This is a genomic window from Halomonas sp. B23F22_10 (assembly GCF_043496975.1).
In the GTDB taxonomy this organism is placed as follows: domain Bacteria; phylum Pseudomonadota; class Gammaproteobacteria; order Pseudomonadales; family Halomonadaceae; genus Halomonas; species Halomonas smyrnensis.
The window spans coordinates 15632-29407 of sequence record NZ_JBIEKF010000001.1; the positions used below are offsets into that span (position 1 = coordinate 15632).

Genomic DNA, 13776 nt, shown 5'->3' on the forward strand with positions numbered 1-13776 from the left:
TGACGAATGATGCGGTGGGTGGCCCGGTCCCCCACGATATCGACCGAACGATATCGTGGGGGCCTTCGAATCTTCAGCGAGCGGGCCTTATGCCTTCAGGCTGTCGAGCAACAGCTCGGCGACGCCCTCGGAGGACATCGGGTTCTGGCCGGTGATGACCAGCCCATCCTGAATCGCGAAGGCGGTGAAGTCGGCCTTCTTCTCGTACAGGCCACCCTGCTGCTGCAGGCTGTCTTCTACCAGGAACGGCACGATCTCGGTGAGGCCGACGGCGTCTTCCTCGCCATTGGTGAAGCCGGTGACGCGCACGCCGTCGACGAAGGGCGTGCCATCCGCCTTCTTCGCCTTCAGCAGCACCGCAGGCGCGTGGCAGACCGCACTGACGGGCTTGCCGGCGGCGTGGAACTGCTCGATCAGGCGAATGGAGTCCGCATCATGGGTCAGGTCCCACAGCGGACCATGGCCGCCCGGGTAGAAGATGGCATCGAAATCCTCGACCTTCATCTCGGACAGCACCGCGGTGTTGGCCAGGTCGCGCTGGGCGTGCTCGTCCTGGTCGAAGCGGCGAGTGGCGTCTGTCTGGAAGTCTTCGCCTTCGCTGGCCGGGTCGAGCGGTGGCTTTCCGCCCTGGGGAGACGCCAGGGTGACCTCGACACCGGCGTCCTTCAGCACGTAGTAGGGCGCTGCCAGCTCTTCCAGCCAGAAGCCTGTCTTCTTGCCAGTGTCTCCCAGGGTATCGTGGGAGGTGACAACAACCAGTACCTTGCTCATGGGGCTCTCCTCTCTCGTGCGGAATCATCCGCAGGCTCGATGATGGGGGTGACGCGCAGGCTGCGTCTAGCGCGTCGGCATCAGGTGCACTTCGCGGATATTGGCCCGCGGCGCCGCACTGATGGCGTACAGCACGGCGTCGGCAACGTCCTGCGGGTGCAGCTTGTCCGGCTTGGGCTGGTCGAAGAAGGGCGTGTTGACCATGCCCGGGGTGATGGTGGTGCAGCGGCCCTGCCACTCGGCCATTTCCAGCGCCAGGTTCTGGCCAAAGCCGTAGGCGAACCACTTGCTTGAGCTGTAGATCGACCCCGCATGGGTGTCGCGCCCCGCCACCGAGCTGGTGAGGATGAAATGCCCCTGGCGCGCTCTCAGGTGGGGCAGGGTGGCGTGAGCGGTCCACAGCAGCGCGTTGATGTTGATATCGATGACGCGCTTCCACTCCTCCGGGTCGCCCTGTTCCGTACCCGGCTGGCTGATGCCGGTGCCGGCGTTGGCGAAGGCAACGTCCAGGTGGCCGTAGTGGGCTACCGCGCGCGCCACGACGTTCGCCATCTGATCGTAGTCGGTGGCATCGGCGGCAATGGCCAGTACCTTGTCGTGACCCAGCTCATCCGCCAGGGCGGCAAGACGCTCCTCGCGGCGCGCCGTGACGACCACCTTGTGGCCGGCCTCTACCAGCGTGCGTGCGGTGGCCTCGCCAATGCCGCTGGAGGCACCGGTAATCAGTACGATCTTTTCGCTGGCAGTGTCTGTCATCTGTCCCCCTGTCATGATGGGCTCCTGTGAGTCGAGTGCTGCGTTCACGTGTGGTGTCACGGTAACCTCTGCTTGACCATCGCCATAATCGATAGTGCGTATACGCACTATTATTGAGGCAAATACCTGGTGGGTCGCCGCCACCTCAGACGCTGCCGTGAGTGCCCCGGATGAAACTCAACTACGACCTCAACCTGCTGCGGACCTTCCATGCGTTGTACCTGGAGCAGAACGTCACCCGCGCGGGAGAACGTCTGCACCTCAGCCAGCCGTCGGTGAGCGCTGCCTTGGGTCGCCTGCGCGAGCTGTTCAACGACCCGTTGTTCATCCGCGACCGCCAGCGCATGCGTCCGACCGAGAAGGCCGACCACCTCTTTCCCGTCATCGAGTCGGCGTTGACCGATCTGGATGGCCTGATTACCAGCGAGCGGGACTTTTCACCGGCCACCGAGCAGCGCCATTTCGAGATCGCGGCCAACGACTATTTCGAAGTGTTGATACTGCCCGCGCTGGCCGGGGTCCTGCGCGAGCAGGCGCCGGGCATCACCCTGCAGGTGCGTCGCCTGTCACAGGACATGAGCGAGGCCGGCGTCATGAGCGGTACGACCGATCTGGCGTTTGGGCGCCAAGTCGATCCTCCCGATAATCTGGTCGTGCGCGAGGTCATCCGCGAGGGGATCGAGTGTCTGGTCGGCAACGGGCACCCGCTGCTGGAGCGGCTGGAAGGCAATGGGCAGATGACCAGGGACGATTTCGAGCGCTATGCCCACGTCCTGGTGCAGCCCCATACGCGCCTGAAAAGCGGCATCTTCAAGCAGCTCGAAGGCCAGGGCTTGAGGCGGGAGGTGGCGTTGGCCGTGACCTACTTCATGGCGGTGCCCGCGTTGCTGGAGCGTTCCTCGCTGATCGCCAGCCTGCCCACGGGGCTCTGCCAGCACTTCCGGCGCCAGTTCGGCGTGACGCCCGTGGCGCCGCCGGTGGCCTTCGATGCCTTTCCCTTCCATCTCAGCTGGCATCGCCGCTATCAGAAGGACCCGGCACATCGCTGGCTGCGCGAACAGATCATCGTGTGCTGTCGCACGCTGCCTGACCAGGGCGCGCTGACGTAAGGGCGTATCGATCATCCCGGCGGTTGATCCGTCGCTCACGCTGATCCGGGCCGGCGTGGCGACACCGCGATGAAGGGGTGCGTCATGCGAGCCCGCGGATAGTGTTTCTGCAACACGTTATGTTATAACCTTCCGCCCTTCGCGAGCGGCGAGACAGGAGCATGACGTGACATCACCGGCATACGCCCCCGTCCTCGGGGTGGATGACCTGCGCATCCGGCTCGGCCAGCGGCCGGTGGTGGACGGCCTCTCGTTCGCCGTCCAGCCGGGCGAGCGGGTCTGCCTGATCGGCCCGTCGGGCTCCGGCAAGTCGCTCACCGCCGGGGCGATCCTCGGCCTGACGCCGCCCGCGGCCCGCATCGACGGCGCCATCCGCCTCAACGGCCTCGAGGTCGGCGGGGTGCGCGCGACCCGGCGGCCGGCGCAGGCCCGCGCCGGCATGGTGTTCCAGAACACCCAGGCCGCGCTCAACCCGCTGGTCAGCGTGGGCGTCCAGCTGCGCGAGCCCTTCCGGCGCTTCCAGGGACTCTCCCGTCGCGAGGCGCAGCAGGCGGCCGTCGCGCTGCTGGGGCGGATGAGCCTCGCCGAGCCCGAACGGGTCATGCGACGTTCGCCGGCGGAGCTCTCCGGCGGCCAGCGCCAGCGGGCCTGCCTGGCGCTGGCGCTGGCCTGCCGGCCGTCGCTGATCGTCGCCGACGAGCCCACCACGGCGCTCGACGTGCTGACCCAGGCCGAGGTGCTGGCGCTGCTGCGCGAGACCACCGGCACCGCCGACACGCCCGCGCTGCTGTTCATCTCCCACGACATGGCCGCCGCCTCGCGGCTGTGCGAGCGCGCGCTGATCATCGATCAGGGCCGGCTGGTGGAGAGCGGTCGGCTGGCCGACATCATCGCCGCGCCGCGTCACCGCTTCTCCCGCGAGCTGGTCGCGGCGCTGGGCCACCGCGAACGCCTCCAGGCGCCGGCCGAGCCGCCGCGTCTTCGGGCGGCAGGGTAGGCCCATGACGATGCCCGAACTCAACGACGACGGCTCGCTGCTGCGGGTCTCCGGGGTCGGCAAGCGCATGCCCGGGCCGCGGCGCTGGTGGGGCGGCCGCGACTGGCGCCACACCCTGCGCGACATCGACTTTCGCCTCTACCCCGGCGAGCTGATCGGCCTGGCCGGGGTATCCGGCGCCGGCAAGTCGACGCTCTTGAACCTGATGCTCGGCCTGACCCGGGCCGACGGCGGCGAGATCGTCTGCCGGGGGCGGCGCATCGCGCCGGGCTCGGCGCGCGCGCTGCGCTGGTATCGCCGCGTGGTGCAGGTCATCCCCCAGGATCCGGCGGCCTCGCTGGACCCGCGCATGCGCGTCGGCGAGCTGATCCGTGAGCCGCTGGTGCGGCTGGGCATCGAGGGCCCGCACGAGCCGCGGGTGGGCGAGGCGCTGGAGCAGGTCGGCCTGGACGGCGGCTATCTGATGCGCCGCCCGGCCGAGCTCTCCGGTGGCCAGGCCCAGCGGGTGGCCATCGCCCGGGCCATGGCCGTGCGCCCGCGGCTGCTGCTGGCCGACGAGCCGCTCAGCGGCCTCGACCTGCCGCTCCAGGCCCAGGTGACCCGGGTGCTGAAGACGCTGCATCACGAGGCCGGCATCGGCCTGCTGCTGATCTCCCATGACCTCTCGGTGGTCTGCCGGCTGTGCCAGCGCACCCTGGTGCTGGACGACGGCGCGATCATCGAGGACCGCCCCACCGAGGCGCTGTTTCGCGCGCCGGCGCACGAGCGCACGGCGGCGCTGATCCGGGCCGCGGCCATGCTGCCGGGCCAGGATCTTCCTCCGACGTCTCTTACCCCCGGTTCCCTTTCCGCCGCCACGCCGGCCCATCGTTCCCAGGAGCTAGCCCCTTGAGCCTTCGCCCCTTGTCCCTTCGCCGTGCCTTGCCGTTTCCCCTGGCGCCGCTGTCGCTGAGCCTTTTCGCGCTGGCCCTGCTGGCCGGCTGCCAGCAGGAAGAGTCGGCCTCCACCGAGAATGCCGGCGAGACCGCCGCCGAGACCGCCGACGCCGGCGAGCGGCGCCTCAGGGTCGCCATGCTGCAGCCGCCGCGCTCCGGACTGAATCCGCTGACCGACGATGCCTTCAAGCTGTCGCGCTGGAGCACCGCCGAGACGCTGATCCGCCTCGATGACGACGGCAGCCCCGAGCCCTTCCTGGCCACCGAGTGGGAGCGGCTCGATCCGTACCGCTGGCGCTTCGCGATCCGCGACGACGTGACCTTCCACGACGGCACGCCGCTGACCGCCAAGCGCGTGGTGGCCTCGCTGACCGCCGCCACCCGGGCGGCGCCCAAGCCGCGCATCCTCGACGGCGTGGACATGACGATCGAGGCCGACGGCGACGGGGCGGTGATCGTGCGCACCGCCGAGGCCGACCCGCTGGTGCCCAATCGGCTGTCCAGCCCGCAGCTGGCGATCCTCGCCGAGCGGGCCTACCGCGACGACGGCACCGTCAATCCGACCGAGGCCGGCACCGGGCCCTTCGTGCTCGACGAGATCAACGGCACCCAGAGCGCGCGCCTCGACCGCTTCGAGGGCTACTGGGGCGAGCGCGCCGAGCTCGCCGGCATCGATGTCGACTACGTGCCGGACGGCACGGCCCGCGGCGCGGCGCTGCGCACCGGCGAGGCCGACGTGGTCGAGGCGGTGCCGGTGTCCCAGGTCGCGCTGATCGACCCCGAGCTGATCCACGAGGTGCCGATGCCGCGCACCAACACCCTCTATCTCAACACCGAATCCGGGCCGCTGGCGGACCCGGCGCTGCGGGCGGCGGCGCGCGAGGCGCTCGACCGCGAGGCCATCGTGCGCACCGTCTACGAGAATCGCGCCGACATCGCCAACGGCCTGCTGGGCCCGGCGCTGCAGTGGGCCGACGGGCTGCGCACGCCGGTGCAGGGGCGGCCCGAGGCCGCGGCCCCGGAGGGCGTCGCCATCACCCTGGGCACCTTCACCGACCGCGCCGAGCTGCCCGAGGTCGCGGTGCTGCTGGAGCAGCAGCTCGAGGCCGCGGGCTTCGACGTCCAGCAGGAGGTGCGCCAGTACGCGCACATCGAGGCGGACATGCTGGCCGGCGAGTTCGACGCCTTCATCCTGTCCCGGGCGACCATGCTCGACTCCGGCGATCCGGTGGCCTACATGGTCAGCGACTTCGCCTGCGAGGGCTCCTTCAACATCGCCCAGCTGTGCGATGCCGAGGTCGAGGCGGCGCTGGAGAAGGCCGCCGACCTGGAGCCGGGGCCGCAGCGCCGTCAGGCGATCATCGACGCCGAGGCGGCGATCCTCGCCACCGATGCCGCGGTGCCGATGCTCCACGAGCGGGTCATCCAGGGCGAGGCCACCCGCGTCGCCGGCGCCGTGCGCGACCCGCGCGAGCGTGAGCTGATCAACGAGCACACCCGGTTCATCGACGATGGCGCCGAGTAAGGGCGCGAGCCTGTCGGCGCGACGCTCGGTGCGCGGCCCGTCGATCGCGTGGGGCGCGCTGCTGCCGACCCTGTCGCGGCTGCTCACCCTCGGCGGCGTGGTGGTGCTGGTGGGCCTGCTGCCGTGGCTCTCGGGGCGCGACCCGGCGCTGAGCATCCTGCGCGCCCGGGCCGGCGACCAGAACCCGACTCCGGAGGCGCTCGATGCCATCCGCGAGCAGCTGGGCCTGGCCATGGGACCGCTCGAGACGCTCGGCCACTGGGTCGGCGGCCTGCTGCACGGCGATGCCGGCACCTCCTGGATCTCCGGTACCCCGGTGCTGCCGGGCCTGCTGCAGGCGGCCGGGGTGTCGCTTGCGCTGATGGCGGCGGCGCTGGTCGTCGCGCTTTCCACCGCGCTGCTGGTCTGCCTGCGGGCCCTGCGGCGTGGCCTCGACGGTCGTCCGGCGCCGAGCTCGGGCGCGATGGCCGCGGCCGTCACGGCGCTGCCGGAGTTTTTGCTCGCGGCGCTGCTGCTGGTGGTGTTCGCCGCCTGGCTGCGCTGGCTGCCGCCCTATGGCTGGGGCGAGTGGCGCCACCTGGTGCTGCCGGCGCTGTCGCTGGGGCTGCCGGCCGGCGGCCTGCTGGGGCGGCTGTTTAGCGACGGCCTGACCTCGGCCTTCGCCGAGCGCTGGGTCGCGACCTGGCACATGGCGGGCTTCTCGCGGCGGCGCTTGGCGCTGGCCGCGCTGAAGCGCACCCTGCCGAGCCTGATGCCCCAGGTGGGGCTGGTGGTGGTGGGCCTGACCGGCGGGGCGATCGCCGTCGAGCAGGTGTTCTCGATTCCCGGCCTCGGCCGGGCCACGCTCGGCGCGGCCTCTGCCCAGGACCTGCCGGCGCTGCAGACCGGCATCCTGATCCTGCTGGCCATCGCCGTGGCGCTCGGCGGGCTGGCCAACCTCGGCCGCTCGCTGCTGTTGGGTCGGGCGATGCGGGCCGGCGCGGTGCCGGTGGCGGCCCCGGTGGCCCACGGCGGCGGTTGGCGCTGGATCGTGCCGGCGGTGGCGGCGGCGCTGCTGCTTGTGATCGTGCTGGCGGGGCTCGCCCGCGATCCGATGACCTCGGCCTACCTGCGCCTGCAGCCGCCGGGGGCGGGGCTGCCGCTGGGCGCCGACGGCATCGGCCGCGACATCCTGGCCCGGGTCAGCCACGGCGCGCTCTCGACCATGGGCATGGCGCTGGCCACGGTGCTGGTCACCTTCGTGCTGGGGCTCGCGATCGGGCTGATGCCGCGGCTGGCGGCCGGGCCCATCGAGGTCACCAACGCCACGCCGCCGGTGATCGCCGGGCTGATCGTGGCCGGCCTGATGGGGCCGAGCGCCGCCGGCGCGGTGATCGCGGTGACGGCGGTGAGCTGGGCGCCGCTGGCGGCGCACACCTCGGCGCTGGTCAGCGAGACCCTGGCCCAGCCGCACGTGCGCATCACCCCGGTACTCGGCGTGGGGCGCTGGCGGCTGCTGTCGCGCTACGTGCTGCCCGCGTTGGTCGGGCCGGTGTTCCGCCACGCCATGCTGCGCCTGCCGGGCACCGCGCTGGCGCTGGCCGCCCTGGGTTTCCTCGGGCTCGGCCCGCGGCCGCCCGCGCCGGAATGGGGGCTGTTGCTCGCCGACAGCATGCCCTACCTGGAGCGCGCGCCCTGGGCGGTGCTGGTGCCGTCGCTGGCGCTGGTGCTGATGTCGATCCTGGCGGTCTCGCTGTCCGGCCTGTGGCGCGGGCGCGAGGCCGGCGGGGCGTGACGGGGCGGGCGCCCGGGCGCCCGCTCATTCGTCTGTCGGTTGTCAGGCCGGTGTCAGGCCGACATGAAGTCGTTCCAGCGCCTGACCAGGTAGTTGTGCTCGTCCATCACGGTGTTCCATACCGCGATGCGGCTCATGCGGGTCTGGTAGTCGCCGCCGTCGCGGATCTCGCCGCGGTGGATCATGCCGGAAGAGCCGGAAGGCCCGGCGAGATCCTCCGAGGCCGGCTTGCCGGCGTACCAGTAGTCCCACTCGGCCGCGGAGAGATGCGGGCGCGTCAGCTCGGGAGTGGAGATGTAATAGCCCTGACGCGCCATCACCGCGCCGGGCCAGCCGGAGAGCCACCAGTTGAGGTAGTCGTAGGCCGCGTCCAGCGTGCGCCCCTCGACGTGGCGCGAGATCGAGATGCCGCCGTACCAGGCGCGATAGCCTTCCCGGGGCGAGGCCATGCGCACCTTGATCTGGCGCTGCTTGAGGTCGGTCATGGCCGGCGACCAGAGGCTCTCGATGCCGACCCGGCCGCGCACCATGTCCGAGGAGGCCTGATCCTGGTTGCTCCAGAAGGCGCGGAAGTGTTGCTGGCGCTTGAGCTCGATCAGGCAGTCGATGAGGCGGTCGATCTCCGCCACGCTGAGGTTGCCGAGGTCCTCGAAGTCGACCAGCCCCATCGCCTTGGCGGCCATGGCGGCGTCGATGGCGCCGATGGCGCTGTCGTTCTGCAGGCTGACCATGCCGCGCCAGCGCGGATCGAGCAGCCAGCCCCAGCTCTCGCGGTCGGGGGAGAGCCCCTCCGGCAGCATGTCCAGCCGATAGCCGAAGCTGTCGGCGTTGTGGCTGACCGGCAGCATGGTGATGCGCTCGCTGGGCCGCGCGCCGAGGCTGCCGTCGGGCTGGACGTAGAGGCGGTCGACCGGGTGGCTGCCGGCACCCAGCGGCGCATGGGCCGTCAGGCGGCCGGTCTTGGGCAGGTCGTTGATCTGGTCCCAGTGGGTGATCCGCGCGATGTCGATGGGCTGGATGGCGTTGGCCGGCCACACGAAGTCGACGTTGTGGAACCACTGGTCGTAGATGTCGAAGCTGCCCGGTGCCAGCACGCCCGCGCGCTGGGCCGCGACCCCGTCGAGCACCTCGAAGCTCAGGCGGATGCCCAGGTCCTCGCGGGCGCGCTGGCGAATGCTCTCCAACAGTGTGACCGAGGTGCCGAGCACGCGCAGGTTGACGGGGCCTCGCTGCACGTAGGGCGCGGCCGGTTCGGTGACGGAGACGGGTTCAGGCATGCAGGATCCTGGGGCTGGGATGGTCGCTCACGGCGTCCATGAAGGTACTCAGCGAGTCTGCCACGCGATCGGCGTCGATACCACGGGTGATGAATATCAGCTCCGAGCGGCGTTCGTCGTCGGGCCAGGTCTCCATGTGCTCCGGGGGATGGATGGTGTGCTGCACGCCGTGGAGCACCACCGGACGCGGGTCGTCCCTGACGTGCAGCACGCCCTTGACTCGCATGATGTCGGCGCCGTGGCGGTTGAGCAGCATCGACAGCCACAGGCCGAAGCAGTTCCAGTCCACCTCGCCCTCGAGCCCCAGGCGAAACGAATGCACGTCGCCGAGATGCCCGCTGTCGGCGGGCTGTGCCGATGGCGTCCAGGGGCCGAGCCAGGCCGTCGCCGCGGCCGGGCCGAAGCGCTGCAGGTGCGGGCCGGCGGCGAACAGAGCGTCGCTCGGCTGATCCAGCGCCTCGGGGCCCAGGCAGCGGGCCGCCGGGTTGAGGCCGGCGAGCCGCTGGCGAAGCGCCGCGACGGCCTCGTCGTCGACCAGGTCGGTCTTGCTGATCACCAGGGTGTCGGCCACCGCCACCTGGGACGCCCACACCGGGTGCTGCTGCTGGCTGGCCTCGGCGTTGACGGCGTCGACCAGCGTCAGGTTGGTGCCCGGGCGCAGGTGATGGCGCAGCACCGGATCGGCGGTGATGGTGGAGGCGATGGGGCCGGGATCGGCCAGGCCGGTGGTCTCCAGCACGATGCGCTTGAACGGCGGGATGGTGCCGTCCTGGCGCTGGGACAGCAGGCGCCGCAGGGCCTCGGAAAGCTCGCCGCGGATGGTGCAGCAGACGCAGCCGCTGGCCAGCAGTATCGCGTCCTCGGCGATCTCGCCGAGCAGTCGGTCGTCGAGGCCGACGTCGCCGAACTCGTTGATCAGCACCGCGCTGTCGCCGAAGGCCTCGCTGGCCAGCACCGACTTGAGCAGGGTGGTCTTGCCGCTACCGAGGAAGCCGGAGATCACGTGAACCGGCAGCAGGGGCGTCTTGTCGTTCATGGGGCGGCTCCTCGCCGGTGGCAGGGGGTGAGACGTAGAGAACGGTAGAGAAAGGCGCAGGGGCAGGGCGGCCCGACGTCAGGCCAGGGCCGCCAGGAACGCCGGATCCAGGGGGTCGAGCTCGCGGCCGGTCATCTGCTCGGCCTGGCGCCAGACACCGCCCAGGTCCTGGACGATCTCACGCTTGCCGGTGGCCGTGGCGAGCACGAAGCTCGAGCCCTGGAAGTCCTCGATGGTCAGGCGCCGCACGCCGAGCACGCGGTTGATCAGCGTCGCCCGGTAGGCCCGGGCGCGACGTCGCGCGTGGTGGGCCTGCTCCGGGTCCTCGATCTGGGTGCTCCAGTGGTCCTCGCCGCCGAAGGCGCCGCACAGTCCGCACATAAAACCTCCTCGCTTCGGGCGGGCCGGCGGCATGGCCGGCCCGGTGTCGTGACATTCAGGCCAGGCACTCGCCGGCCGCCAGCGCCACCCGCAGCAACGCCTCGTCGTCGCCGCAGGGGGCGCTGAGCTGCAGGCTGGTGTGCTGGCCCTCGGCATCGGTGCCACTGGGGAGGGCGACCGCCGGCGAATCCAGCAGGCTCGCCACCATGCTCAGCCGCAGCGTGGCCAGGTTGACCGCGGCGAAGTGCTCGGGGTCGGCCTCCAGCGGGCCCAGCGGCGGGGCGACGTGGGCCACGGTCGGGGTCAGCAGCACGGCGCCGGCCAGCTCCTGGCGCAGCCGGGCCTGCAGCGCCCGGCGCCGGCGATAGAGCGTCACCACGGCGTCCGGCGTCATGTGCCGCGCCGCCAGCAGCCGCTGGCGGACCCGCGGGTCCATCCGCTCGGCCTCGTCCCGGGCCAGCAGCTCGCGATATTCGGTGTAGGCCTCGGCGGCGCCGAGCCATCCGACACCGTGTATCAGCGAGAGGGTGTCGCCGACGCTCGCCAGGCGGCGATGGACCACCCGGAAGCCGGCCTCGGCGAAACGCTCGGCGGCGCGCGTGAGGTTGTCGCGCACGGCCGGCTCGACCCGCGGGTCCTCGAGGCAGGCGTCGTCGACCACGATGACCGCGCGCTCCGGATCCGCCGGCGTTCGTGTCGCGACCGGCCGGCCGCGCATGGCGTCGTCGATGGCCAGGCAGTCCGGCAGCGTGGTGGCGATCACGCCGATGGTGTCCAGGCTGTCGGCCAGCGGGGTGACGCCTTCCCGGGTATGGCGGGCCTGGGACGGGCGATAGGAGGTCAGGCCGTTGAAGGCGGCGGGCACGCGCAGCGAACCGGCGGTATCGGTGCCGATGGCGGCCGGCACGATGCCCTGGGCCACGGCGATGGCCGAGCCCGAGCTGGAGCCGCCCGGTGCGCGGGCCTCGCCATCGCCCGGCGTGTGGTGGGGCGTGCCGAAGTGGGGGTTCAGACCGAGGCCCGAGTAGGCCAGCTCGGTCAGGTTGGTCTTGCCGACGCTGACCAGCCCGGCGCTCGCCGCGTGACGAACCGCCAGGGCGTCGCCTTCGTCGGGCGCCGTGGCGAGCACCCGGCTACCGCCGGTGGTCAGGGTGCCGCGCATGGCGAACAGATCCTTCCAGGCCAGCGGTACGCCGTCCAGCGGGCCGAGGCCGGCCCCGTGGCGGCGGCGCTGGGCGGCGGCCTCGGCCTCGGCCAGGGCGCGCTCCGGGGTCAGCGAGATGAACACCGCGTCGCTCTCTCGAGCCTTCTCCAGGGTCCGTTCGGCCAGGGCGACCGGGTCGAGATCGCCGCGCTGGATGGCCGCGCCGAGGGCGAGGGCGGTTCGGGGGGAAGCAACCATGAGCCGTGTCTCCAGATGGGCGGGCGCCGTCGCGACGGCGCCCGCGGTCGCGTTAGCGATCCTCGCGCTTGAGGGCGGAGGCCGGGATGTCGTCGGTGCGCAGGCGCTCGAAGCGACCCTGTTCGGTGTAGACCCAGTTGCGGTCCACCGAGGTGGCCAGGAAGCGGTCGTCGAAGCCGCTCTCGAGTTCCTCCTGAGGATAGCGGCGCAGGATCCAGGCCTTCATCAGCACCACGTAGACTACCAGGGCGGTGACGAAGCCGACCGCATAGGCGTACTCGAGGAACACCAGGGCCAGGCCGCCGCCCACGATCCAGGCGATGAGGCCGGCCGGGTTGACGCCGTTCAGGAAGCGGAACTGGCCCTCGGGGTCGAACAGTGCCGGCACGTTGAGGCGGCGGCGGCGCAGCAGGTAGTAGTCCGCCACCATGATGCCGCCTACCGCGGACAGCACCGCGCCGTAGTAGCTGAGGAAGGTGAACAGGTTGTCGAGGATCAGCCACGGCATGGAGGCGGTACCGATCACCCCGGCGATGACCAGCGCCACCGGATAGCTGACCCGCGGCGCGCCGGCGTTGACGAAGGTCAGGGCGGCCGGGATCAGGTTGGCCGCGTTGTTGGTCGACCACTGGGCGAGGATCACCATCAGCAGCAGCGCGATCAGGGTCAGGCCGCCGCCCTGGCCCTGGATGACCGTGACCGGGTTCCAGTCGCCGGCGGCGATGAAGGAGACGCCGCCGATCAGCGCGATCCACGCCTGGGTGGCGGGCAGCGCCAGGAACTGGGCGATGAAGACGTTGCGGTTGCGGCGGAAGAAGCCGCGTTCGCCGCCGGGGGCACGCAGGAAGCGGGTCAGGTTGGGAATATCCACCGCCAGCGCCGACCAGAAGGCCATGTTGGCGAAGAACAGTCCCAGGGCGGCGACGTCCTGGTCGCCGACAAAAGTCCAGATGTTGATGCCCTGGGTCTCGGCCAGCACGTCCAGGGTGAAGTACATCCACACCGAGATCGCCACGATGCAGGGCGCGGCGATGGAGGCCAGCAGTTCCACAGCGCGGATGCCGAGGGCGGTGTTGACGATCTGTACCACGGCGAACAGGGCGTACCACAGGATCCAGTTATCCAGGCCCCACAGGTACTCGACGATGCCGTTGAGGGCCAGGGCGCCGAGATAGGTCTGCACGCCGAACCAGATGGCGGCTACCACGCCGCGCGACACCGCGGGCAGGTGAGTGCCCTTGAGGCCGAAGGGCGCGCGCAGGTAGACGGCAAACGACAGGCCGTGTTCGGTGCCGATGTCCGCCGTGAGGCTCATCACTACCCCGAGCACCAGGTTGGCGATGAAGATGATCGCGACCACCTGGTACAGCGGCAGGCCGGCGACGCCCCCGGCGCCGAGCTGGAAGGTGGCGATGATCACTGCCATGCCGATCCACAGCCAGATGAAGCCGAAGAAGCCGATGGTTCGCTGGTTGAGCCAGACCGGCAGGATGGAGGCCTCGAGCAGGTGTTGCCGGTCGTTGTCCGGCTGGGAGGGCGCGGAGGCGCCACCGATGTCGTGTGGTTGGGCCACGGGATCGCTCCTGAGGAGATGGTCATTTGTTGTTGGTGTGCGGCGCCGGGCGGAGCGAATCCGGTCTCGCCGGGCGCCTTAAATGTAGTATGGATACAAAAATCATTTTTTGCCAAGGGGTTCGTCGCCGTAAGATAGGAATCGAACGCTCGCTCTTCCTAATGCCTCGTCATTGAAGAGAAAAAATATTGGGGTGTTTTTCGCGACGATAGATGAATGGTGTTTGGTGACAGCGGCCAT

Annotated in this window: 12 protein-coding genes; 5 read left to right on the top strand and 7 right to left on the bottom strand. The window is 70.6% G+C overall.

Features of this window, described 5'->3' with window-relative positions; all coding sequences use genetic code 11:
- Nucleotides 1–87: 87 nt before the first annotated feature.
- Nucleotides 88–771 carry a type 1 glutamine amidotransferase domain-containing protein gene (locus ACGTNF_RS00050; RefSeq protein WP_016855491.1) on the bottom strand — a complete coding sequence of 228 codons (684 nt, stop codon included), beginning with the start codon at nucleotides 769–771 and terminating at the stop codon, nucleotides 88–90.
- A 66-nt stretch (nucleotides 772–837) separates the two neighbouring features.
- On the bottom strand, nucleotides 838–1542 hold the full coding sequence (locus ACGTNF_RS00055; RefSeq protein ID WP_394599834.1) for an SDR family oxidoreductase: 705 nt from the start codon (nucleotides 1540–1542) through the stop codon (nucleotides 838–840).
- Nucleotides 1543–1697: 155 nt separating this feature from the next.
- On the opposite strand from ACGTNF_RS00055, the gene ACGTNF_RS00060 reads away from it, so the two are divergent.
- The 5 genes from ACGTNF_RS00060 (at nucleotide 1698) to ACGTNF_RS00080 (ending at nucleotide 7867) form a co-directional block, all read left to right on the top strand.
- Nucleotides 1698–2636: a LysR family transcriptional regulator gene (locus ACGTNF_RS00060; protein ID WP_394599835.1), complete on the top strand. Its 939-nt coding sequence runs from the start codon at nucleotides 1698–1700 to the stop codon at nucleotides 2634–2636.
- A gap of 166 nt (nucleotides 2637–2802) precedes the next feature.
- Nucleotides 2803–3633 (top strand): ATP-binding cassette domain-containing protein, encoded by an 831-nt coding sequence (locus tag ACGTNF_RS00065; RefSeq protein ID WP_394599836.1) that lies wholly within the window; start codon nucleotides 2803–2805, stop codon nucleotides 3631–3633.
- Nucleotides 3634–3637: 4 nt separating this feature from the next.
- On the top strand, nucleotides 3638–4525 hold the full coding sequence (locus tag ACGTNF_RS00070) for an ABC transporter ATP-binding protein (protein WP_394599837.1): 888 nt from the start codon (nucleotides 3638–3640) through the stop codon (nucleotides 4523–4525).
- Nucleotides 4522–6093 (top strand): ABC transporter substrate-binding protein, encoded by a 1572-nt coding sequence (locus tag ACGTNF_RS00075; RefSeq protein ID WP_394599838.1) that lies wholly within the window; start codon nucleotides 4522–4524, stop codon nucleotides 6091–6093. Before ACGTNF_RS00070 ends, ACGTNF_RS00075 begins: the two co-directional genes overlap by 4 nt.
- The gene (locus ACGTNF_RS00080; RefSeq protein WP_394599839.1) at nucleotides 6080–7867 is read left to right on the top strand and encodes an ABC transporter permease subunit; all 1788 of its coding nucleotides are present in this window, start codon (nucleotides 6080–6082) and stop codon (nucleotides 7865–7867) included. The genes ACGTNF_RS00075 and ACGTNF_RS00080 overlap by 14 nt, the downstream gene beginning before the upstream one ends.
- A 53-nt stretch (nucleotides 7868–7920) precedes the next feature.
- Here ACGTNF_RS00080 and ACGTNF_RS00085 read toward each other — a convergent pair whose 3' ends face one another.
- From ACGTNF_RS00085 to ACGTNF_RS00105, 5 genes are all read right to left on the bottom strand, one after another.
- Complete coding sequence (locus ACGTNF_RS00085) at nucleotides 7921–9144, bottom strand: ABC transporter substrate-binding protein (RefSeq protein WP_394599840.1); 1224 nt, start codon at nucleotides 9142–9144, stop codon at nucleotides 7921–7923.
- Nucleotides 9137–10180 carry a CobW family GTP-binding protein gene (locus ACGTNF_RS00090; protein ID WP_394599841.1) on the bottom strand — a complete coding sequence of 348 codons (1044 nt, stop codon included), beginning with the start codon at nucleotides 10178–10180 and terminating at the stop codon, nucleotides 9137–9139. Before ACGTNF_RS00090 ends, ACGTNF_RS00085 begins: the two co-directional genes overlap by 8 nt.
- Before the next feature lie 78 nt (nucleotides 10181–10258).
- On the bottom strand, nucleotides 10259–10561 hold the full coding sequence (locus ACGTNF_RS00095; RefSeq protein ID WP_394599843.1) for a hypothetical protein: 303 nt from the start codon (nucleotides 10559–10561) through the stop codon (nucleotides 10259–10261).
- 55 nt (nucleotides 10562–10616) lie between these two features.
- A complete protein-coding gene (locus tag ACGTNF_RS00100) occupies nucleotides 10617–11963 on the bottom strand; it encodes an amidase family protein (protein ID WP_394599844.1) in 1347 nt (448 codons plus the stop codon).
- A gap of 52 nt (nucleotides 11964–12015) precedes the next feature.
- Nucleotides 12016–13536, bottom strand: coding sequence for an NCS1 family transporter (locus ACGTNF_RS00105; RefSeq protein WP_394599845.1), 1521 nt, complete (start codon nucleotides 13534–13536; stop codon nucleotides 12016–12018).
- Nucleotides 13537–13776: the final 240 nt, after the last annotated feature.

Bases quoted from the DNA above. Each gene is read 5' to 3' on its own strand.
- ACGTNF_RS00050 (WP_016855491.1), bottom strand. From the start codon at position 771: ATGAGCAAGGTACTGGTTGTTGTCACCTCCCACGATACCCTGGGAGAC.
- ACGTNF_RS00055 (WP_394599834.1), bottom strand. From the start codon at position 1,542: ATGACAGGGGGACAGATGACAGACACTGCCAGCGAAAAGATCGTACTG.
- ACGTNF_RS00060 (WP_394599835.1), top strand. From the start codon at position 1,698: ATGAAACTCAACTACGACCTCAACCTGCTGCGGACCTTCCATGCGTTG.
- ACGTNF_RS00070 (WP_394599837.1), top strand. From the start codon at position 3,638: ATGACGATGCCCGAACTCAACGACGACGGCTCGCTGCTGCGGGTCTCC.
- ACGTNF_RS00080 (WP_394599839.1), top strand. From the start codon at position 6,080: ATGGCGCCGAGTAAGGGCGCGAGCCTGTCGGCGCGACGCTCGGTGCGC.
- ACGTNF_RS00085 (WP_394599840.1), bottom strand. From the start codon at position 9,144: ATGCCTGAACCCGTCTCCGTCACCGAACCGGCCGCGCCCTACGTGCAG.
- ACGTNF_RS00090 (WP_394599841.1), bottom strand. From the start codon at position 10,180: ATGAACGACAAGACGCCCCTGCTGCCGGTTCACGTGATCTCCGGCTTC.
- ACGTNF_RS00095 (WP_394599843.1), bottom strand. From the start codon at position 10,561: ATGTGCGGACTGTGCGGCGCCTTCGGCGGCGAGGACCACTGGAGCACC.
- ACGTNF_RS00100 (WP_394599844.1), bottom strand. From the start codon at position 11,963: ATGGTTGCTTCCCCCCGAACCGCCCTCGCCCTCGGCGCGGCCATCCAG.